The organism is Methylocapsa acidiphila B2 (assembly GCF_000427445.1).
In the GTDB taxonomy this organism is placed as follows: domain Bacteria; phylum Pseudomonadota; class Alphaproteobacteria; order Rhizobiales; family Beijerinckiaceae; genus Methylocapsa; species Methylocapsa acidiphila.
Genome location: NZ_KE386496.1, coordinates 2,450,061 through 2,471,726, shown reverse-complemented (window position 1 = coordinate 2,471,726; position 21,666 = coordinate 2,450,061). Strand labels below are relative to the sequence as shown.

The window sequence follows — 21,666 nt, the reverse complement described above, 5'->3', positions numbered from 1 at the left end:
GGGCCGGCGATCCCGGCGAGGCGCTGCGTCTGCGGCCTGCGAGGCCGCGGGTCACTCGGTTGTCGCGCAAGGTGCTGGCCGGCGGCGCGGCGGTCGCCCTCGTCGCCGTTTTCGGCGCTGTGTTCTGGGCCTTGCAGAATAACCGCAGCCGTGGGGCGGCTCCAGAAGAGCTTTACAGCACCGATCATCGTACCACCGCCGATGGTCTCGCCGGCCTGCCGCGCGACTATGCCGGCATTCCCCGGTCGGCCCCGCAACTCGGGCCGCCGCTACCGGGCGATCTCGGCCGGCCGATGCTCAATGCGGGAGGCGCTCAGAACACCGTCGTTCCCGGCGCGCCGGCCGTCGACCCCGAAGCGCAGCGCCGCGCTCAGGAAATCGAAGCCGCGCTGCTCAGCCGCCTGTTCGCATCGACGAACATCCGCGAGCTGCCCGCACCGACGCTGGCGTCTGGCGCGCCTTTAGATTCGAGCGCCATAGCAGCTCAGACCGCGCAGCCCTCGACCGACGCCGCCTTCGCGCAGAACGGCCAGGACCGCAAGCTCGCTTTCGTCAATGCCTCGGTGGATCGCCGCACCACCAGTCCCGACCGGCTGGCCGAGCCGGCATCGCCCTACGTTGTGCAGGCGGGCACGGTCATTCCCGCCGCACTGATCACCGGCATTCGCTCCGATCTTCCTGGCCAGATCACCGCCCAGGTCTCAGTGAACGTCTACGACAGTCCGACCGGCCGCTCGCTGCTGATCCCGCAGGGCGCGCGTCTGATCGGCATTTATGACAGCCAGGTCGCCTTCGGCCAGTCCCGCGTGCTGCTGGTCTGGACCCGGCTCATCCTGCCCAACGGCAAGTCGATCGTGCTGGAGCGCCAGCCGGGCGCGGACACTGCGGGCTATTCCGGGCTCGAGGATCAGGTCGACGATCATTGGGGCGCCCTGTTCAAGGCGGCCTTGCTCTCGACCCTGCTCAGCGTCGGATCGGAGGTCGGCACGAGCGGCAGCCAGAACGATCTGACGCAAGCCATACGTCGCGGAGCGTCCGAGAGCTTCAATCAGACCGGTCAGCAGATCGTCGGCCGCAATCTCAACATCCAGCCGACCCTGACGATCCGGCCGGGATTCCCCGTGCGTGTGATTGTCAATCGGGATCTTGTGCTCGAGCCCTATCAAGGCTGAGGAAGTGACAGATGGCCAAGCTGAAACTCGGCGCGATCGCCGATGACAAGCCCGTTAAGCTGACCGTTGAATTGCCGGCGGCCGTCCATCGCGATCTCGTCGCCTATGCCGATGCGCTTGCCCAAGAAACCGGACAGCCCATCAATCAGCCGGCCAGGCTGATCGCGCCCATATTGGCGCGCTTCATCGCCAGCGATCGCGCCTTCGCCAAAATGCGGAATGTCATGAAGCCGCAGGCGCCCGCGGAGCCGGCTGGCCCAGGGACATCGACCGGGCGAGGCTAAGGAAGCGCCGCAGCGCCGGATTGTCGTTGACCGGCAACCAGACCGCGCTGCAGGGCAATATATCCTCCGCGGTTGCGAGCGGCCGAAAGACGACCTCGGGATAGCGCGTCGCGGTCGCCGCTTCGCTGGCGAGGCTGATGCCGAAGCCAAGCGCAACCAGATGCATCAAGCTTTCGCGGCCGACGTCATAGCGCTCCACAGATGGGCTGTGCCCAAAATCCGCCAGTCGCCGGACAAGATAGTCATGGATCTCCGGGCCGGGCGCGTCCCGGCTGACGATGAAGCGCTCGTCCTTCAGCCCCTCCCAACCGACCGCGTCTTCCTTGGCGAGGCGATGGCGCGCCGGCAGGGCAGCGAAAACGCGTGCCTCCCACAGGACGAGGGTATCGCAGTGTAGCGCCGAGGGCGTCCCGGTGACGAAAGCGATGTCGAGCAGACGCTCGCTTATACGCGCAAGGTGCTCGCTGGCGGAGCCCTCGACGATATCGATGGCGATCGCCGGATGCGTTTCGCGATAGGTGCGAATCAACTCACGCACGAAACCGCGCGAAAGCGACGACAGGATCCCGATGCTCAGTGCGCCCTCGGCGCCGCATCCCGCATTGGCGGCGCCCTTCACGGCGTGATCGATCTCGGCCAGCGCCGAACGCGACCGGTCCAGAAACCGGCGCCCGGCCTCTGTCAGCCGGATTCCGCTCGCGTCGCGCTCAAACAGCGAAACGCCGAGCTTGTCCTCCAGCGCCCGCACCCGCCGGCTGACCGCGGATTGCTGGATGCCGAGGACCTGCGCCGCGCGACTGAAGCTGAGATGCTCGGCTACCAGAAGCGCCTGCGAGATCGATACAAGTTTGACCATGCGTCAACCTTCCGAATCATTGGGGTCCGCAAGCGTCACCTGAGCAGGCAGCCGCATCTTTTTTTGGGCAAAAAAGCGGCGATGTTTCCGCAAATGCGACGTTTCGAAGCGAAATACTTTGATAGCCATATAATGCCGCGGAATTGGCGAGGGCTTCCTCACCGAGCGGGGTTAGCTCCGCTCCATGGTGTGAACGCCCCCCTTCGCCGCAAACTGCCGGGAGAGCCCCTCAAGCGTCATATTCTCAGCAATGGCATCGTGAGGAATGAGCACATAGGTCCATGGTTTTCCCTCGTAGGTTGCGGCGTGATCAGTCGCTCGGCGGCACCATTCGATGGCAACCTCTTGTTTTGCGAGAACATCCGGAACCGCCATCTGATTCGACGCCTTTGGCTCCAGCATGAAAATGCGCGTCTCCGTCTCGGCGACGAAATCCGGCTGGTATTCCAGGTCCTCAATGCCGCTACGATAGAACAGCTGAAACTGGCCCTTGGCCGGCTTGAACCATTTGAGCGACTCTCTCTCCAGCACGACTGCGAGCTTTCGCTCGGCATCGGACTGGAACTTCTGGGTCGGGTAGAGGCAGCGGGAAAACCCGCCAAACAGGTAGCGCGACATGTTGCTTTTGTCGGACGGCGAGATACGAAAATCGAGGGGCGCCTCGTCAGCGGCGGCGGTATAGGCGCTGTTTCGAAGCTCAGTGAAACCTCGCGTGATCACGACGTCGTACGCGACCTGCGTGTCCTGCCAGAAGTGCTTCTGCATCTGGACATGGACGAAGCAGGCGATCTCCTTCTGATGGAGCCGCAGCACCTTCCGCACATCTTCTTCCGAGAGATATGAAAGAAAATGACGGATGACCTGCTCGGCCAAGTCATAGAGAAGGTCGGCGTGTTCGTCGTAGGCGACGTCGTCGAAGTCGATGAGCCCGCTGACCACATAATCTTCAAGACGCTGTTCGTCGATCGTCCCGGCACCCACGCCGATCCGATCAATTTGGCCAGTCCGCAGATGGGCCGCCCAGAGCGTTTCATTCGGCGCCTCATACCTCATACGAGCGAGATCGAGAGTGAACGGCCGGAACCCCGACTTCACCTCGCCCTTCGGAACCACGAGGATGCGCGGGATGTCGATGGTCTGCTGGACGACGATTTCAGCGGTCTTCGCAACAATCGCGGCCAGGTCGGGTTGGCCTGAGATTCCATCCAACTCCATCTGTGCGGGCCGGTACTGGCTCTCGACCTCGCGAAGGAGTGCCGCCTGCACCTCGGGCTTCTGAAGATGGCCGACGCTCGGCAACCGTGACGGCTGCGTCTCAAACTTCCGGATCACGTCGTAGGCGATCTTGGCGATCTTCTGTTCATCGGCGTTGAAAACCGACTGCGCCTCGTGAAAGCCGCTCGCCGCTGAAGGCGCCGCACCGTCAGACTGAATCCCCAGTTTCGAGGCAAGTTGCGGTTGGGAGACGACGGTGACCGTCTTCTGCTGAAGCTGATCGTTGGAAAGGATCACCTGCTGGAGCCGGATCGCCGAGTCAGGTTTCTTCGCCTCGTCGACGATTTCCTGGAAGCGATCGTGCGCCACGATGTTCAGCCGGTCCACGGCCGTCACGCCGGTCCGCTTGCCATAGGGCAGTCGAAGGCCACGCCCGATCGACTGCTCGATGAGCGTGCGGGCGTTGGCGGCGCGCAGCGGCACGATCGTATAGAGGTTGGTGACGTCCCAACCTTCCTTGAGCATGTTAACGTGGATCACGATCTCCGTCGGCTCCTCCGTGTGCTCGACCTTGAGCAGACGCTCGATCGTCTCCTCTTCCTTCACGCTGGAATCGACCTGGATGACCTTGTCCGTATAGCGGCCTTCGAAAAAGCTGTCGGATTTGATGAGCTGCATCAGCTCGGCGGCATGTGTCGTGTCGCGGGCAATGACCAGCATGAACGGCTTGACGATGCGTTCGCCAACCTGGCGCGCATAGGTTTCCAACTCGACCTTGACGCTCTCGTGCAGGCGCACCCCGTCTTCGAGCTTGATCTGCTGGATCGACTCTGGCGATTTTCCGATCGGGGAGAAGTTCTCCCGCGTGACGACTGCCGGCTCCTTCACGAACCCATCGGCCATCGCCTTCCCAAGCGGATAGTCGAAGATGACGTTCTGAAACGGGACCGGCCCGCGCGATGTCTCGACGAAGGGCGTGGCCGTCAGTTCGAGGCCGATAACCGGCTTCAGCTCATTGATGGCGCGGATGCCGGCCGACGCGCGATAGCGGTGCGATTCGTCCATGATAAGAACGAGGTCGTCGAGACCGGCGAGATACTCGAAGTAGCTTTCGCCGATTTCCTCCTTGAAGCTGCGGATTTTCGGCGACCGCCCGCCGCGGACCTCGGAATTGATCTTCGAGATGTTGAAAATATTGATCGTGACCGGGAACAGGCTTCCGCCGCTCGCGATCTGCCTCTCATAGTTCTCGCCGGTCGTAATGACCGGCGGCGAGATGGCGAACTCGGAAATGCCCTTGAGCACGTACTTCGGCGTGTTCTGGGTGAAGTCGGTGATCAGCTTGTTGTAGATCGTCAGGTTCGGGGCCAGCACGAAGAAATTGTTCAGACCGTGCGCGAGATGCAGGTAAGCGATGAACGCGCCCATTAGGCGGGTCTTTCCGACACCTGTGGCGAGCGCGAAGCAAAGGCTTGGAAATTCGCGCTCAAAGTCCACGACGGTTGGGAACTCACTGCGAATGGCCGCGAGCGCCGCGTCCAGGTCACCCCCCTTCGTCGGAGGAACGATCTCGGAAATGCGGTCGAGAATTTCGAGCGAGCGCCGCTGCGGCGGGCGAAGGCTCAGGCGGCCGGCGATGGCGTTGACATGACGGTTCATCACTTGCCCCCCTCAATGCCAAACAGGTCAGTCTGCCGCTTAGACAGCCCGGCAAACAGTTCTCCCTCTCGCGCGTCCATCTTCGGAACCTTCGGCGGAGCTTTAGGCAAGTTCTCGACGTTCAGGCTGTAGTCGTCATGGCCCCACTCACAGCGGCTTCTGACATGGTTGGGAATCTTCTTGACCGTGAGATTCGGAAACGCTGCCAGATTGCCCCGGAACGCGGAGCAGAGCACGAGCAGGGATCGATCCGGCCCGACCTCGTCGCTCAAATGGGCGAGTTGCTCTTGACTGAATGTCTGCGTCGTCACGTAGATGAAGTCATGCTCAGTCGATGCCCCGTGCTGCCAATAGACGCTATCGCTCGGGGCGTAGGTGAAGCCCTCCAGCTTGCACAATGCTTCGGCAAGCATCTCAGCGTTGTAGGCTTTGCTGATAACTTCCCGGCCAAAATGGTCAACCTCGAGCAAGGACGGCGCGATCTTGAAATACCGGAACCCACCCCCGCCATGCCATTCCACAGCGGCGGTGATACCGCCCTTGTCCTCGCCGTCGATGACCTTCCTCAGGCGCGGGATGATGTGTGTGTGGCAATGCTCGCCCAGCTCCACCATGATCCACCGCCGCCCCATTTTATGAGCGACTGCACCGGTGGTGCCGGAGCCCGCGAAGGAGTCAAGGACGAGGTCGCCTGGATCCGTGGCTAATTCAACTATTCGGCTGAGAAGTTGCTCCGGCTTAGGGTTTTGAAATATCGGAATGTCGGGCAGGAGATTTTTCAGATCAATACTAGCTTGCTTGTTATTGCTTACCTCCTCATGGGTCCACCACGTTGTAGCAGTAAGGCCGTCGTCCATCTCGGAGAGGAATTTTTTCAGCATCGGCCGCCCGGTGCCAGAAAGCCCAAAAGTTATTCGCTTATCTGCAAGCCAGCGCTGGTACTGCTCCTCGTTACACCTCCAGTAGCGGCCCTTCGGAGGAAGGAATTTCAAACCCGTAGGGCCGGTGATTTCAAACTGTCCTGCTGCATAAAACTTACCCGCAGATAGATTTTCAGCCTTCCATGCTCCTCGATGATCATTGTCATAGTTTCTAAATTTTGCCTTTTGGTCCTCGGTTCTTGAAACTTTCCCTAAACGGAAAACTTCGGTATTTTTTGCGATGATAAGAATATGATCATGCACATTCGAGATGTGCATTGCAGTCTGATTAGCTGTATAGGCCTTTTGCCAAACCACGTTAGCAACGAAATTACGACGGCCGAATATTTCGTCGCAAAGAACTTTCAGATAGTGCGCCTCGTTATCGTCGATGGTGATCCATAGTGAACCATCTTCTGAAAGCAAATGCCGGATAATCTCCAGACGGTCTCGCATCAACGATAACCAGATTGAGTGCTCGACTCCGTCGTCATAGTGCTCGAATGCGCTGCCAGTGTTGTAGGGCGGGTCGATGAAAATGCACTTTACCTTACCGGCGAAATCCTGCTCCAACGCTTTCAGCGCAAGCAGATTGTCACTGAAGATTAGTCGGTTGTCGAAAATGTCGTCGTCACCGACACGATGCGACGCGTGATATGACTTAGCTGTATCCTCGAGCAGGATGCGCGGCTCCAGCCGAGGTCGGTTCTCCTTGCCAACCCATGTCAGTTCGAGCTTCTGCTTTTTGGTCATGTCAAATTCCCAATCTGCGGCGCCTTAGACGCTAGGTATGCGAACAAGGCCTGCGGATAGAGTTCGCCGGGTGTCACTTTTGCCCTAAGCGGCGCAATGGCAGAGTCTGCAGCCAACCCGTAGTGAGCGATCATCGTGTCACGAAGGATTGGGATCGCCTCAGCCTGATTTCGGAAAAGCGCTAGTGGCCCCTTCGCCACGGCGCGCGGTTGTACGGCGGTCCACAATGCCTGTCGAAGGGCATCAAATTCTAGGCTTAGCGCACTTAAGACCTTTGCGCTGTCGATCAGTACGGCTCCATCAATGGCCTTTGCGAGCCGCTTCGTCAGAATGAAGCCCAAGCCGAACACACCATGCTTATAGGTTAGCTTCTCTACGCCAGTGGCGGTCGCCACCTCTGTCACCATACGCCTCTGCAGATACCGAAAAACCCGCACAGCATTGGCCAGTTGGAACGCCGTCAGCTTGGACGTAAACATAGCCTTGTAAGGATCGCGTTCGGTGTCCAAAAGCTGCGCTGGCTCTTTCTTCAGCCAAACTGCAAACCGAGGATCTGGCTGCATCAGAGCCAGCGCATGCGCAGCCTCATCAATCCGAATGCGATTGGGATCGTGGGTACAATCTGGGCCTTCAGCCTTGTAGGCGTAGTGGATTCCCAATAGCGCGAGGTCGCGGCGGAGGCGCTCCTGTTCATCATCCAGTGCGGCAAAATTGGCTAGCTGGACCGGATTCTGATGGTTGCGCGCCCGTGTGACAGCCTTTCCGAACTCGCTGTCTCCATCAGCCTTGATCAAAGTTATCAGGACACGCGCACTGGATATATCTTGTTTAGCGTTGCTTTGGACAAACTGCGCAGAAGATGCGATTGTCTGAGCCCCGTTGATGACGGAAACACCAGTAAGCTTCAGCCGCTTGCCCGCCTTCCGGTTTTCCTTCGGGTCGATACGCTCACAAAGTGCAGTCACGCCATTGTTCAGATATATAAACTTTTCCGGCTGGCTCGCGAGCGTTCCCCGGATTGCCGCATTGACCTCAGTCGCTTGACCTAAAAAAGTTCTGATATTCTTCGCGTAGAGTGCTTTGTCATATGTTGCATGCAGCTTCACGAGATCAGAAACGCGCACCAGACCGAAGTACGTCTGCCTCGGCGCTGCCTCGGATGACCAGGCTTGCAACACCAGTGTAGCGTCGACGCGGGGATAGGCTTGCGCCGCCTGCAAATCTGCTACGACCCGGATTGCGTCGTAGTCAGTTACCGAGCCCTTGAAACGTTCCTCACCGTGGGTATCATCGGCGATCAAATCCGCTACTGCTGTCTTTGCATGCAAACTTATCCCAGAACCAGTATGCGCAATCACAAGCTCAATTTGCGAACATGACGTGACCGCGTCCTCGAGCTCGGTTTGTCGCTTGAGTACGTTTGCGTTGAATCCCGAGAAGTCCTGGCTGACCAGTTTGCGGACTCCCTGGCAGAACGCGAGCGCCTCTTCCTGACTGAATGTTTCCGACGCCTTGAGCTTGGCCTGCACAACAAAAAGGGTTTCAGATGCCGCGTGGTAGTAGACGGCATCGATCCCATAGTCGTCGAAATCGTCGACAACTGAGGCTGCCGCCTCCTTGGGCGGAATTTCGCAGAGTTTTGATATCGCGAAGCCGGCAAACGCCCGAGACAGGTTCTTCCGCGCCTGTTGGTCAGCAGGCTTGCTGGCATCAAGCAGCGGCGGTAGATGTGGCACGAAGTCTGCCGCGAGGACCTTCTCCAGCATAGACATGTGGTGAGGACTAAGCGCAGGCACTATTCAAATTCCCCCGTGGATTTCTTGCGCGTGGCCAGCTGTGGTGATGGTGTCATGTCTTCACTCATGCAAGCACCCAGCGGATCGTGAACATTGGAGTAGTCGCAGACTTCTGTTCTAGCTTCGACTCGATCTGCGCAATGAGTGTTGCGCGCTGCCGATCGATTTCGTCCTGCGCTTCAAAAAGGTTGCGGCGCTTGGTGTTGCGAAGCGCCTCCAGCGATTTGATCTGTTTTTGCCCGGCGAGCTTTTCTTCCAGCGTCACCGCCGCCGTCGCGGCGCGCCGCGCCTCCTTGATCTGACGATCAATCTCCTTGATCTCCCGTTCCAGGCCGACCTTCAAGTCATCCGCCCAGCCATCCAGCTTGTCGGCCTCTTCACCGAAAAATCGCGCATTGCGTTCTGAGACGGCACGCTGGATTTGGCTTGCCTCAAGGCCTAGTCTTCCATTGAGATCGTCGGCCAATGGCGCCGGCGTCTCCACCGATTCACCGCCATAAGCTGAGAGCGTCAGGACGCGCATCGCCTCGTCACGGCTCAAGGGGGTGCCATCATCCCCCACTCCGGCCAGGAGGATATGGTCTTCCGGCGTGTCGAGCGCCTCGATGGTCAGTGCTGAGACACTGAGCCATCCGCTCCGGCCGCGAAGAGGCTCAAGGGCGCTGATCCGTCCCGCGTGGTTGGTGTAATCGAAGGTGACTTGCACAGGGTTGAGCTGTCTCGCCTTTGCCCGCTCAACAACGGCCTCGCCGAGGGGGTGATTCAGCCGATAGAGATGCGCCTCGCCCGAGCGCCTGGGTAATTCATAGAGGCCGAGCGGGATATCGCGCGCGCTCGTCCACGCTGGGCGAGACCGCAGCTCAAACGTAGAGATATTCCGAAATTCCGCATCCGAACGCAGTTCATGCTGCGTCAGGCGCATCAGCAGATGCTCAAAGCGGTCAAGATAGACCTTCGCGTCGTCATCGCGGATCTTCAGCTTCTCGCGAACCTCATCATCAAAATTTTCGAGCAGCTTTTGCCGCGTCTGGCTCATTGCCTCGTTGACCTCAAGGCTTAGTTCGAGTTGCAGCTGGTCGAATGCCGACTTGATCTCATCCATCTGGCGGCATTTTTGATAGATGGTCCCGATGCGCTTTTCGAAGTCGACGCCCGACTCAATCGCGCCGAGAACCTCGTCGCTCGCGCCGAACACGCCTTCGAAGAGTTTGAATTTCTCCGAGAGCAGCTGATAGACGCGCTTATCAGCTTCGTTCTTGCGGTTGAGAAAATTTACAACGACGACGTCGTGCTTCTGGCCATAGCGATGACAGCGGCCGATCCGCTGTTCGATGCGCTGGGGATTCCAGGGCAGGTCGTAATTCACGACGAGTGAACAGAATTGGAGGTTAATGCCTTCTGCGCCGGCCTCGGTCGCGATCATGATGCGGCCGTTGTCGCGGAAGTAATCCACCAGCGCTGACCGCATATCGGCTGTGCGGGAGCCGGAGACACGATCCGAGCCCTGATGTTGGGCGAACCAAGCGGCGTAGATCTCCTTCGAACGCTCGTCCGTGTTGGTGCCGTTGAACAGGACAATGCCCTCGGCATACGGGCTGTCGGCCAATACGCGCAGGAGGTATGCCTGCGTGCGGCGCGATTCCGTAAAAATGATCGCCTTCTTGGCGGCGCCGAGCTCCTCCGCCTTGGCGAAGGCGACGCCGAGCGCCTTCAGCAAAGCCTTGCCCTTACCGTTCTGATCAATGGAGGTGGCAAGCTTGGCAAACCCCGTCAGATCAGCGATCTCGGCTTCGATCGCTTTGCGGTCAGCGGCCGTCAGGGGTTCGAGCTTGTCATCCTCGGTCCATTCATCTTCCGTCTCATCGAGCGCCTCATAGTCTTCAGCCAAATCCTCTTCGGCGGAGCCGAGTGCCGCGTCGTCATCGAGCTTCGATTGCAAACGGCGCGAAATCGATGTCAACGCGCCAGCGATCGCGAATGTGGAGGACGCCAGCAGCTTGCGAAGGACCAGCGTCATGAGCGACCGCTGGCTGGCTGGGAGGGCCTGCAGATTGTCCCGGCGGAGGTATTCCGAGACGAGATCGTAAAGCTTGTCCTCGCCGTCCTCGGGGGTGAATTCCTCGACGATCGGATAGCGGCGCGTATAGGGGACGTAAGTGGTGACCTGGCGCCGCAGCGTCCGATGACAGATCGGCTTCAGCCGCTCACGCAGGAGATTGAAGACCCGGTCGGGTGCGGCGTTCGCGAATTGCTCCCGGAAGCTCTTGAGATCGCCGAACGTATATTCGTCGATGAAACTGACGAGGCCGAAAAGCTCCAGAAGCGAATTCTGCAGCGGCGTCGCGGTGAGAAGCAGCTTCTGTTTCTGGGCGAGTGCCTGCTTGAGGGTGTTCGCGATGACATTCGACGGCTTGTAGACATTACGAAGGCGGTGGGCCTCATCGATGACCACGAGATCCCAGGGGGTGGCGTGGACGTCCGCCGCTTTGCTCCGTGCGAACTGGTAGGAACAAATGACGACTGTTCCATCAAGGTCAAGCGGCCGGTAGTTACCGCCCTTTATGGCCTGGTTGTATGACTTCGATTCCAGGATGGCGCATGGGAGGAAGAACTTCTCGCTCAGTTCCTGGTGCCACTGCTTTCGCAGGTTGGACGGCGCGATAATCAGGATACGGCGCTTTCGCTCCGCCCAGCGTTGAGAGATGACAAGGCCCGCCTCGATCGTCTTCCCCAGCCCCACCTCGTCAGCCAGCAGCGCTCCTTTGGAGAGCGGGGAGGCAAAGGCGAACAGCGCGGCGTCGACCTGATGCGGATTGAGATCGACCTGTGCGCCCGCAACCGCGCCTGCCATACGCTCGGCGCTGTCAGGCGCATACCGACGCGTGAGGTCATAGGCGAAATACTTCGCCTGGCAGTCCGTCGTCATCATCGCCGGCACCCATCGGGGACACGTCGGTTCATCCGTGCCCGCCATCAGGTTTGTCGTGGTCGCGCTGGGATAGCTTCTTCTGCTCGATCCATTGGTCGAGATCGTCGCGCTTGAAGCGCCACTGTCCGCGGACCTTGAAGGCGGGAACCTCGCCGCGCTGGGCCATCGTGTACACTGTCTTGTCGGCGACCTTCAGCAACTGCGCCACTTCCGCCAGGGTCAGGATCTCATCCGGCATCAAAAGGGCTCCGAATCGATGGGAAGGCAGAGGATGCCAGAGTTCACCATCAACGGCTAGTGACCTGCATGGCCCCCGTGTTCGCCGGTCACCGCCAGCTGTGAAGGTTGACGTGCCAAGTCGACCGACGATCGGGCGTCTGTCATCGCGGCAAGGAGCAAAACTGCATAGGCGTAAGACGATGGCGTGCTGAAGGATGGGCGAAGGCTGTCTACTGCGCGATGCCGCCAAGCTGCGCCACGTTATCCGGCGATTTCCGTTCAAATGCGTTGAATGGCGCTCAGATTGGTCCGTGAAAAAGGTTTTGCGTGATTTTCTTGATAAAATCTAGAGTGGGCGGAGGGATTCAAAACCCTCGACCCCAACCTTGGCACGGGGTTGGGAATTGGCTTTGGTTGCGCAACGCGAAAAGCCAAACGAATTCCTAAAGACTGGCGCAGTCGATCTCCCGCAAAAGACCGTTTGAAAAACCGTTTTATCAATTGGCTTTCAAACGGTCTCCATATAGCAAGTCATTGATAAAACTGGCGCGCCCGAAGAGATTCGAACTCCTGACCCCTAGATTCGTAGTCTAGTGCTCTATCCAGCTGAGCTACGGGCGCCTGTGATTTACGTCTTCCCCTGAAATGCGCATCCGAGCTTCACTCGGACCACACGAAAAAGACGCTCGCCGACATTGAAGCATATGGCGCTTCTGGTGGCGACCCCAATTCCGACGGTCGGGCGTGATCGCACGACCCAGTCGGTCGATCCGAGCGTGAGCCTGGATCGCGGTTCGAGCGAGGCGTGGTTTACCGGCTCTGGGCGATCCTGGCAATAGCGCTTTTGCCAAGAAAGCATGGCGTGCGGAAATTCGATTGGGCGTCGGGACGTCCGCCGCAGCCTAAAAAGCATGCCTTCATCGATCAAGCGATTCTACCGCGCCGTTCGCGTCCCGCTGCGGAAGGGTAATGCGAAACCGCGCGCCGAAAGGCTGATCCTTGGCGGGTGGAACAAGCGCGATCTCGCCGCCATGCGCCCGGACAAGATCGGCCGCGATCACGAGGCCGAGGCCGGTTCCGCCGGCGCGGCTCGAGCTGAAAAAAGCGGTGAAAAGCTTCGCCCGCGCGGCCGCAGGCACCCCCGGGCCATTGTCGGCGACCTCAATCACGGCAGCCTCCGGCTCCCAATAGCCGGTGACGCGAACCAGCGCCTTTTGCTCCGGCGCAGGGCCCGCGCTCTGAAGCGCCTCGACGGCGTTGCGCACAAGGTTCATGACCACCCGAAAAATCTGCTCTGGATCAGCGACGATTTCGTAATCTTCGCCGAGCTCATTGCGGATCTCGACGCTTGTCCGTCCCTCGAGGCCCAGGCTCTCGATGGCGTCGACGACCACCGGGCGCAAAGCGAAGCGCTGCATCTTCGGCGGCTCGTCGACGGCGCGGCCATAGGCCAAGGTCGCCTGGCAAAAGCGGATCGCCCGATCGAGCGTCGCGACAAGCTTGGGCGCGAGCCGTTGCGCTAGTGGATCCGTCACATTGGCGAGACGGTCGGAGAGGAGCTGCGCCGAGGCCAGCATATTGCGCATGTCATGGTTGATCTTCGCTACGGCGAGGCCCAGCGCGGCAAGATGCTTTTTCTGGTTCAGCTCGCGCGCCAGCGCCTCTTGCATGACGGCGAGCTCGGCTTCGGCTTCGCCGATCTCGTGATTGCCGCCGGACGGTACGATGATCCGGGACGCGTTTTCGGGATCGGCGCCGAAGCCGGCGAGACTGTCCGTCAGGCGTCGGACCGGCCGCAAGATCATGCGATGGAAGGCGACGGCCGCAAGGCCGGCCACGACTGCCGACATGACGAGCGTATTTGCAAGAAGGCGAAGCGAATAGCCCGCCATCGCGCGCTTTAACGGACCCTCCTCCATGGTGATGGCGACCGATTCGCCGCCCATGGGCGCCTCGCCGACGACGGTGAGAAAGCGGCCGTTTGGCGCGGCGAGCGTCTGGATCGCACCGACGACGGAAGAGAAGAAAGTCGGTTCGCGCAGATCATAGACTTCGTCGACTGCGGCGGGCAATTCGCTGGCGGCCAGGATTCGCTTGGTCCCATGCACGCTGAGAACGATGATCCGCGCGCCGACGCTGTCGAGCAATTGCCGAGATAGGTGCTCGGGCGCCATGGCGTGCGGCGCCGCCTCGAGCACGAGCGCAGCCGTATAAGCCGCGCTGAGCCGGTTGCGCAGCCAAAAGTCACGAAAGGTGGCGACGGCGGGCAGATAGATCAATGTCGCCGCGACCATCACAAAAGCCGCCATCAGGACAAGCAGCCGGGTCGTGAGACCGAATCGGATCTGGACGCGGCTCGCCCGCGCGCGTCGCGCCGTCGGCGCGGCCAGCCGATCGCCCGGAGGCATTGCGAGATCGCTCATAGCCTTCACCGTCCGAGCAGGCGCAAGAGGCCTCGAGCAAGCCCCGGCCGCTCATTGCCGTCCTGCGCCGCGGCGGCCTGACGCACTGCGTCGGCTAGCGACGCATAGGGAACCATGATCGAAGCTAGATCTGTGGCGCTCATCCCCTTGGATATGGCGAGCGTGCAGAGATTGATCAACTCCCCTGCCGCAGGTCCGACGATTCCCGCTCCGAGAATTTTTCCGCTTGCGGCGGTGATCAGCTTGACATGACCCCTCGCCGCGCCGTCGACGCGCGCGCGATCCGTCTCGCAGAAGGGCCAGCGCAGCACGCGGATGGCGCGCCGCCTCTCCCGCGCTTCCGCCTCCGAAAGGCCGGTCACGGCGATTTCGGGGTCGGTCATGATGGTTCGGGCGACCGTAGGGAATGGCGCGCCCTCGAGGGGGAGCCGAAATCCGGGGTGAAGGAGATACCGTAGGACGATCTGCGCGTGACTGTCGGCGGCGCCGGCCGACCGAGGGCCTTTAGCGACGGCGCCGATCGCGGAGATCCGTCGGTTTCGCGTCCGCAGTTCGGCATCGACCCAAATGCCTGCGGCGTCATAGCGCACCCGCGCCGCCCCAAGGCCGACACCCTCGACGACCGGGATTCGCCCGCCGGCGATCAGGAGGTGCGAGCCTTCGATCGTCTCCCTCTCGACCTTGGCTGGGGGGGCGTCACCGTTTGGAGCGCGCACGAAGACGACGCAAAGGCCGTCCGCCAGCGGCTCCAGCCTGTGAATTTTGATATTTTCAAGGACACGGACGCCGTCGCGGGCCAATTGATCTCGAACCGGCGCGACGAGTTCTTCGTCCAGCGGCGCCAGCAGCTTCTCGGGCGCCAGAATCACCGCCTCTGCCCCGAGCCGGCGCATCGCTTGCGCCAGCGCGATCCCCTGTGGATCGCCGCCAATCACGATCAACCGACTTGGCGCCTCTTCCAGCCGGCAAAGCTCCGCGCAGCTCAGGGGCCTGACCAAGTCGAGCCCCTGCACGGGCAAGATCTTGGCCCCGGCGCCTGTCGCGACGGCGAAATGGCCGGCCTTAATCGTCGTCCCGGCGGCGTCGAGCGTGTCCGGGCGCGTGAACCGTCCTCGCGCGCGGATGAGTCGAACGTTCCAGGCTTCAAGCCGAGCGACGGAATAATTCGGCGCGATCCTGGCGACGGCGGCGGCGATTTGCGCGCGGGCCTGCGCGAAATCAACCTTCGGCTCGTTGCTGCGGCTCGCCGCCAAAAGGGCGAGGCTCGGGACCCATTGCGCCAGGCGGTCGCCGCCTATCTCGCCACTTTCGACGAGGACGACGGACAGTCCGCGGGACGACGCGGCGGCCGCGAGCGCGAGGCCGCTGGCGCCGCCGCCGACGATGCAGAGATCCGGTTGCAATGTTCCCGCCATGCGCTAGCCGCCCTTTCTGTCAGCAGTCTCGGCGGCGGAAGAGCGCGTTCGGCCCATTTCCGCGCCCAATTTCCGATCTCCGTCGATCGTCTTCAGGATCATGGATCGATTCGCCGCAAAGTTCTCGTGAGCCAACGCACGTAGCAAAAAAGGGCGGCCCTCCCAGCCAGAACACATGGTCTAGCTCGATTTGTCCAAGTCTCCGAGACGCGGCCGCCGCAAACTGCGCGTCCAGGATAGTTCTGTCATGCCTCTGTAACACGTCCGAACTCATGGTTGCTTCAAGTCTTCTTCGGGGCGTGCTAAGGCTGCCCTCGTCTTGGGTTTCTGGGGGTCAAAAATGCATATCGCTATGGTCGGTTCCGGCTACGTGGGCCTTGTCTCGGGAGCATGTCTCGCTGATTTCGGGCATACTGTCAGCTGCATCGACACGGATGAGAAAAAAATCGAAGCGCTGAAGGCCGGCAAGATGCCGATTTACGAGCCGGGCTTGCAGGAGCTCGTCGCCAATAACGTTCGCCAGCAGCGCCTGTCCTTCTCGACCGATCTCACCGCCGCCGTCAGCGGCGCGCAGGCGGTTTTCATTGCGGTCGGCACGCCGTCCCGTCGCGGCGACGGCCATGCGGATCTGACCTTCGTCTATCAAGCGGCGCGGGCCATCGCCGCGGGGCTCAACGGCTTCACCGTCGTCGTCACCAAATCGACGGTTCCGGTCGGCACGGGCGACGAGGTCGAGCGCATCATTCGCGAAGCCCGTCCGGACGCTGAATTCGCGGTCGTCTCCAACCCGGAATTCCTGCGCGAAGGCGCTGCGATCGACGATTTCAAGCGGCCCGACCGCATTGTCGTGGGCGTCAACGACGAGCGCGCCGAGGCCGTTATGAAGGAGGTCTATAGGCCGCTCTACCTCAACCAGGCGCCGTTCGTCATCACGAGCCGCCGCACCTCCGAACTGACCAAATACGCCGCCAATGCCTTTCTCGCCACCAAGATCACCTTCATCAACGAGATCGCGGATCTCTGCGAGCAGGTCGGCGCCAATGTGCAGGATGTCGCGCGCGGCATCGGCCTCGACAAGCGCATTGGCTCAAAATTCCTTCACGCCGGGCCAGGCTATGGCGGCTCCTGCTTTCCCAAGGACACGCAGGCCTTGATCAAGACGGCTCAGGATTTCGGCGCGCCGATTCGCATTGTCGAGACGGTCTCTGCGGTCAATGATCAGCGCAAGCGCGCCATGGCCCGCAAGGTTTTCGCCGCGCTCGGCGGATCCGTGCGCGGCAAGACGATCGCGGTGCTCGGGCTCACCTTCAAGCCGAACACGGACGACATGCGGGATTCGCCGGCGATCTCGATCATCACCGCGCTTCAGGATGGCGGCGCGCAAATCAACGCCTTCGATCCCGAGGGCATGGACCAAGCCCGCCATGTCCTCGACAACCTCACTTATTATTACGACCCCTATTCCTGCTGCGACAAGGCGGACGCGCTGGTGATCGTCACCGAGTGGGATGCGTTCCGCGCGCTCGACCTCGACCGCATCAAATCGCTCCTGACCGCGCCGATCCTCGTCGATCTGCGCAATATCTATGAGCCGGCGGAGCTCGAGCGGCGCGACTTTATCTATGCCGGCGTCGGCCGCGGAACGGCTCCGGTCAAGAGCTGACGCTTCGGTTTGAAGCTCGACGTTGCGATGAACTCGAAATCATCGCAACGTCGAGTCCCGTGATGTGGATCGGGATGCGGTTCGGCGTCATCCCGCTCGGCGCGAGAAGCCGTAATCATGCGCCGCGCGGCTTGGCGCGCGTCGTCGGCGCGGCGGCCGCCGGGTCGTCCGGCCATGAATGGCGCGGATAGCGTCCTTTCATCTCGGCCTTCACCGCCGCCCAGGAGCCCTTCCAGAAGCCCGGCAGATCGCGCGTGATCTGGATCGGGCGCGACGCCGGGGAGAGGAGCTCCAGCGTCAATGGCGCCCGGCCTTTGGCGATGGCCGGATGGCGCGTGAGGCCGAATAACTCCTGCACCCGGACTGAGAGGGTTGGCCCCGTTTCGGCTGAATAGTCGAGCGGGACGCGCGAACCTGCAGGTGTGTCGAAATGGGTCGGGGCTTCGTCGTCGAGGCGCCGGCGCAGATCCCATGGCAAAAGGCTTTTCACAGCCTGCTCCAGAGCGTCTGGGCCGATCTCGGCGAGCGCCGTCTTGTCTTCGACGAATGGCGCAAGCCAATCCGAGGCGGTTTTGGCGAGCGCCGCGTCCGAGAGATCCGGCCAGGCGTCGTCGCCTTCGCTTCGGCGCAAAAAATGAACCCGATCGCGCCACTGAGTCAGGCTCTTGCTGAAAGGAAGCCTGTGGATCCCGAGGGCAGCGACGCCTTCCGCCAGCGCGCGGGCGCTTTTCGGCCCCGGCGCGACGGGCAGGTTTTGCTCGTTCAAAATCAGCGCGCCGAGCCGACGCCGGCGACGCGCCCGCAGCGCGGCCCGCTCAGGATCGAAAGCGCATTCATCCTCGATCGCGATCTGGTTGCCCGCGACTTTCTCGATCTCTGACAAGTCCAGCGCGGCGGCGAGCAGAATGCGCGCGGCGCCGGCCCGGCCGGCGATTTCGCCGATGGCGAGAAACGGTTCCCGCGCAAGGGGCTCTTGCGGCTCGAGCAGGGCTGCGCGGCCATTCGCCATCAAAAACTCGCCCGGCTTGCCGCGCGCCTTGGCGATGCGGTCGGGGAAGGCGCGGGCGAGCAGGAGGCCGCAGCCCATCGCGCTTTCGCATGGCGCTTGCGATCTCGGTTTTCCGCCGGCGCGGGCGGAAAAGCCGCGCGCCAAACGCCGCGCATCCTCGGCGCGCGGCGAGCGCTCGCGCCGAAAGCGCTCCAGGCGCAGGGCGAGATCGGGCGAATCGCCGCCGAGGCCTCGCTCGACGACCAGAGCCGCGACCTCGGCGGCCGCGAGAGCTTCGCCTTCCTGAGCGGCGCCGACGATCATGGCGGCGAGGCGAGGCGGGGCGGCGATCCCGGCGATGGCGCGGCCTTTATCGGTCAGAGCGCCCTCGCCGTCGAGGGCGCCGATCTCGCGCAGCAGCGCGCGCGCTTCCTTGAGGGCGGGAGACGGCGGCGGATCGAGCCATCGAAGGCTCGATGGGTCGCGAACGCCCCAAAGGGCGAGATCGAGCACAAGCCCGGAAAGGTCGGCTGCAAGGATCTCCGGCGTCGAGAAGGGCGCGAGCGCGCCGGTCGCCTCCGCCTCCCACAAGCGATAGCAGGCGCCGGGCTCGGTGCGTCCGGCGCGGCCTTGGCGCTGATCGGCGGCCGCGCGCGAGACCCTAACCGTCTCCAGCCGCGTCAAGCCGAGATCAGGCTCGAATCGCGGCGTTCGCGTCAGGCCGGAATCGATGACGACCCTGACGCCGTCGATCGTCAGGGAGGTTTCGGCGATGGAGGTCGCGAGCACGATCTTTCGACGTGGCGGCCGCGCCGGCGCGATCGCGCGGTCCTGCGCCGCCTTGTCGATCGCGCCGTAAAGTGGGGCGATCTCGACGGCGGAATCGCCGAGCCGCTCGGCCAAAAGGCTGGCGGAGCGATTGATTTCGCCTTGGCCGGGAAGGAACGCCAGAATGGAGCCGCTTTGCTCGCTGAGCGCGCGCAGGGTCGCGGCGGCGACCGCCGCCTCAATCCGGACATTCGGGTCGCGGCCGAGATAGATCGTCTCGACCGGGAACGCGCGTCCCTCGCTCAAAATCACCGGCGCTTGGTCGAGAAGTTGCGCGACCCGGGCGCCGTCGAGCGTCGCCGACATGACGAGGAGGCGCAGATCGTCGCGGAGCGCGCCGGCGACGTCGAGCGCCAGGGCGAGGCCAAGATCGGCGTCGAGCGAGCGTTCGTGAAACTCGTCAAAAATGACCAGGGCGACGCCGGAGAGCGAAGGGTCGTCAAGAATCATTCGCGTGAACACGCCCTCGGTCACGACCTCGATGCGGGTTTGCGCCGAGACCAGGGATTGGGCGCGCACCCGCAGTCCGACGGTCGCGCCGACGCGCTCGCCGAGCGTCGCGGCCATGCGTTCGGCTGCCGCCCTCGCGGCGATGCGGCGAGGTTCGAGAAGGAGGATCTTGCGGCCAGCGACGAAGGGCTGGTCCATCAGGACCAGCGGGATGCGCGTGGTCTTGCCGGCGCCGGGCGGTGCGACCAAGACCGCCTTGACGCGCGCCGCGAGCGCGGCCTTGATCTCGTCGAGGACGGCGTCGATCGGAAGGGGGGGCGTAAAACTTGTCATGCCCCCGGCGTTTAGCATGGCCGGGTCGAGAAATCGCCGCGTCGGCGCAGCGGAAGCCTCTTCGATCGTGGGGGCTCATTGCGCCGGATCGCCCGCCCGCCTATGAAGCGTCCGGCGGCGGATCGGCAAGGTCCGTCCTCTCGCTCGGAAACCTCGGCGCGATGGCTCGAAGCTCGATCGCAGATCGCGGCTTCGGCGGCTCGCGGGAGCCTTGCGGCTGGATCGAGATCAGATCTTGCATCGCGGTCTCGACCCAGCCTGTTCGGGCTGGACGGCGATTGCGCAACTGAAAGTTTGGAAATGGCTCGCGACGTATCGGATTCCACGCCTATCGCGTCGCGCGATGAGCTTGTCGCTTGGTTCGAGGCCGGCTCGAAGCCGCCGGAAGCTTTCCGGGTTGGCACGGAGCATGAAAAATTTCCGTTCCGCCGCGCCGATCATTCTCCGGTGCCCTATGGGGGAGAAACTGGAATCCGCGCCCTGCTCGAGGGGATGGAGGCCGCTCTCGGCTGGACCGAAATTCGCGACGGCGACAACGTTATCGGGCTTTATGATGAGGTGGGCGGCGGCGCGATCTCGCTCGAGCCGGGCGGCCAATTTGAGCTGTCTGGCGCGCCCGTGTCGACCATTCATGAAACCGAGGCCGAACTCGATCGGCATTTCGCCGCTCTCGAAAACGTAGCCGGACCACTCGGCATAGGGTTTCTGTCGCTCGGCATGAGCCCCAAATGGCGCCTCGCCGACACCCCGGTCATGCCGAAGCAGCGCTATGAAATTATGGCCCGCTATATGCTTAAGGTCGGCGAACGCGGCCTCGACATGATGTTTCGCACCTCGACTGTCCAGGCCAATTTCGACTTCTCGAGCGAAGCCGACATGGTCAAGAAGTTTCGCCTGTCGCTCGCCTTGCAGCCGCTCGCGGCGGCGCTTTTCGCCAATTCACCCTTCTCCGACGGCAAGCTGAATGGTTTCCTGTCCGCGCGCGCGGAGGTTTGGCGCGACACGGACGCGGCCCGCACCGGGATGCTGCCTTTCGTCTTCGAGGATGGCATGGGCTTCGAGCGCTATGTCGACTACGCCCTCGATGTGCCGCTCTATTTTGTCAAGCGCGACGACCTGTATCACGATGTTGCGGGCTCGAACTTTCGCGATTTGCTCAATGGGACGCTCGCGCGCCTGCCGGGCGAGCGCGCCGTCCTCTCCGATTGGGCCAATCATCTCTCGACGATTTTTCCCGAGGTGCGGCTGAAGCGCTATCTCGAAATGCGCGGGGCGGATGTCGGGCCGCGCCCGTTCCTGACCGCCTTGCCGGCCTTTTTCACAGGCCTTCTTTATGAGCCGTCGTCGCTCGACGCCGCTTGGGATCTCGTCAAGGGATGGAGCGCCGAGGCGCGCGACAAATTGCGGGCGGACGTTCCGCGCCTCGGGCTCGAAGCGCAAGTTGCCGGGCGGCCGCTGCGCGGCGTCGCCCGCGAGGCCTTGGCGATCGCGCGCGCCGGACTCGCCGCGCGGGGGCGGCGCGACGCATTGAGCCGCGACGAAGCCTATTTCCTCGATCCGCTCGACGCGGTCGCCGCCGGGCGCACCGAAGCCGAGCGTCTCATCGAGGCCTATAAGACAAGTTGGGGCGGGAGCGTCGAGCCGGCCTTTGAAGACTGCGTTTTCTGACGCTTTTCAGTAGGGAGAGAAGATCGCGATCGAGACGAGGCATCGTGTCCGCGCGGCTTGCGCAATCGGAACGAGCTCCAAGCCGGGCTTAGCCG

The 21,666-nt window shown here is 62.1% G+C and carries 13 protein-coding genes and 1 tRNA gene; 4 read left to right on the top strand and 10 right to left on the bottom strand.

The window, feature by feature from the left end; translation table 11 throughout:
- Nucleotides 1–23 precede the first annotated feature (23 nt).
- Together METAC_RS0114135 and METAC_RS0114130 are read left to right on the top strand one after the other, a co-directional pair.
- Nucleotides 24–1,172 (top strand): TraB/TrbI/VirB10 family type IV secretion system protein, encoded by a 1,149-nt coding sequence (locus METAC_RS0114135; RefSeq protein WP_425338933.1) that lies wholly within the window; start codon nucleotides 24–26, stop codon nucleotides 1,170–1,172.
- A gap of 11 nt (nucleotides 1,173–1,183) precedes the next feature.
- Entirely contained in the window at nucleotides 1,184–1,456 is a 273-nt protein-coding gene (locus tag METAC_RS0114130) for a DUF2274 domain-containing protein (protein ID WP_026607545.1), read from the top strand.
- On the opposite strand, the gene METAC_RS23720 is transcribed toward METAC_RS0114130, so the two are convergent.
- The 9 genes from METAC_RS23720 to METAC_RS0114075 all read right to left on the bottom strand — a co-directional run bounded on the left by METAC_RS23720 (nucleotide 1,395) and on the right by METAC_RS0114075 (nucleotide 15,641).
- On the bottom strand, nucleotides 1,395–2,312 hold the full coding sequence (locus tag METAC_RS23720) for a LysR family transcriptional regulator (RefSeq protein WP_051335583.1): 918 nt from the start codon (nucleotides 2,310–2,312) through the stop codon (nucleotides 1,395–1,397). The two genes, METAC_RS0114130 and METAC_RS23720, sit on opposite strands and share 62 nt — an antisense overlap.
- 171 nt (nucleotides 2,313–2,483) lie before the next feature.
- Complete coding sequence (locus tag METAC_RS23715; RefSeq protein WP_036255607.1) at nucleotides 2,484–5,186, bottom strand: DEAD/DEAH box helicase; 2,703 nt, start codon at nucleotides 5,184–5,186, stop codon at nucleotides 2,484–2,486.
- Nucleotides 5,186–6,859 (bottom strand): site-specific DNA-methyltransferase, encoded by a 1,674-nt coding sequence (locus METAC_RS0114110; protein ID WP_026607544.1) that lies wholly within the window; start codon nucleotides 6,857–6,859, stop codon nucleotides 5,186–5,188. The genes METAC_RS23715 and METAC_RS0114110 overlap by 1 nt, the downstream gene beginning before the upstream one ends.
- Nucleotides 6,856–8,625, bottom strand: a complete 1,770-nt coding sequence (locus tag METAC_RS0114105) for an AIPR family protein (protein WP_198017219.1) — start codon at nucleotides 8,623–8,625, stop codon at nucleotides 6,856–6,858. Before METAC_RS0114105 ends, METAC_RS0114110 begins: the two co-directional genes overlap by 4 nt.
- Before the next feature lie 94 nt (nucleotides 8,626–8,719).
- A complete protein-coding gene (locus tag METAC_RS0114100; RefSeq protein WP_036256542.1) occupies nucleotides 8,720–11,584 on the bottom strand; it encodes an SNF2-related protein in 2,865 nt (954 codons plus the stop codon).
- 28 nt (nucleotides 11,585–11,612) lie between these two features.
- Complete coding sequence (gene mads1, locus METAC_RS0114095) at nucleotides 11,613–11,822, bottom strand: methylation-associated defense system helix-turn-helix domain-containing protein MAD1 (protein ID WP_026607541.1); 210 nt, start codon at nucleotides 11,820–11,822, stop codon at nucleotides 11,613–11,615.
- 525 nt (nucleotides 11,823–12,347) lie between these two features.
- A tRNA-Arg gene (locus tag METAC_RS0114090) sits at nucleotides 12,348–12,424 on the bottom strand.
- A 296-nt stretch (nucleotides 12,425–12,720) separates the two neighbouring features.
- Nucleotides 12,721–14,226: a sensor histidine kinase gene (locus METAC_RS23710; RefSeq protein ID WP_084143652.1), complete on the bottom strand. Its 1,506-nt coding sequence runs from the start codon at nucleotides 14,224–14,226 to the stop codon at nucleotides 12,721–12,723.
- Nucleotides 14,227–14,231: 5 nt separating this feature from the next.
- Nucleotides 14,232–15,641, bottom strand: a complete 1,410-nt coding sequence (locus tag METAC_RS0114075) for an FAD-dependent oxidoreductase (RefSeq protein ID WP_026607539.1) — start codon at nucleotides 15,639–15,641, stop codon at nucleotides 14,232–14,234.
- Between the two features lie 340 nt (nucleotides 15,642–15,981).
- Here METAC_RS0114075 and METAC_RS0114065 point away from each other — a divergent pair, with 340 nt between their 5' ends.
- Complete coding sequence (locus METAC_RS0114065; RefSeq protein ID WP_026607538.1) at nucleotides 15,982–17,304, top strand: UDP-glucose dehydrogenase family protein; 1,323 nt, start codon at nucleotides 15,982–15,984, stop codon at nucleotides 17,302–17,304.
- Between the two features lie 115 nt (nucleotides 17,305–17,419).
- On the opposite strand, the gene hrpB is transcribed toward METAC_RS0114065, so the two are convergent.
- Complete coding sequence (gene hrpB, locus METAC_RS0114060) at nucleotides 17,420–19,903, bottom strand: ATP-dependent helicase HrpB (protein WP_026607537.1); 2,484 nt, start codon at nucleotides 19,901–19,903, stop codon at nucleotides 17,420–17,422.
- A gap of 300 nt (nucleotides 19,904–20,203) precedes the next feature.
- Between hrpB and METAC_RS0114050 the strand changes: the two genes are divergently transcribed.
- Nucleotides 20,204–21,571, top strand: a complete 1,368-nt coding sequence (locus METAC_RS0114050; RefSeq protein WP_026607535.1) for a glutamate--cysteine ligase — start codon at nucleotides 20,204–20,206, stop codon at nucleotides 21,569–21,571.
- Nucleotides 21,572–21,666: the final 95 nt, after the last annotated feature.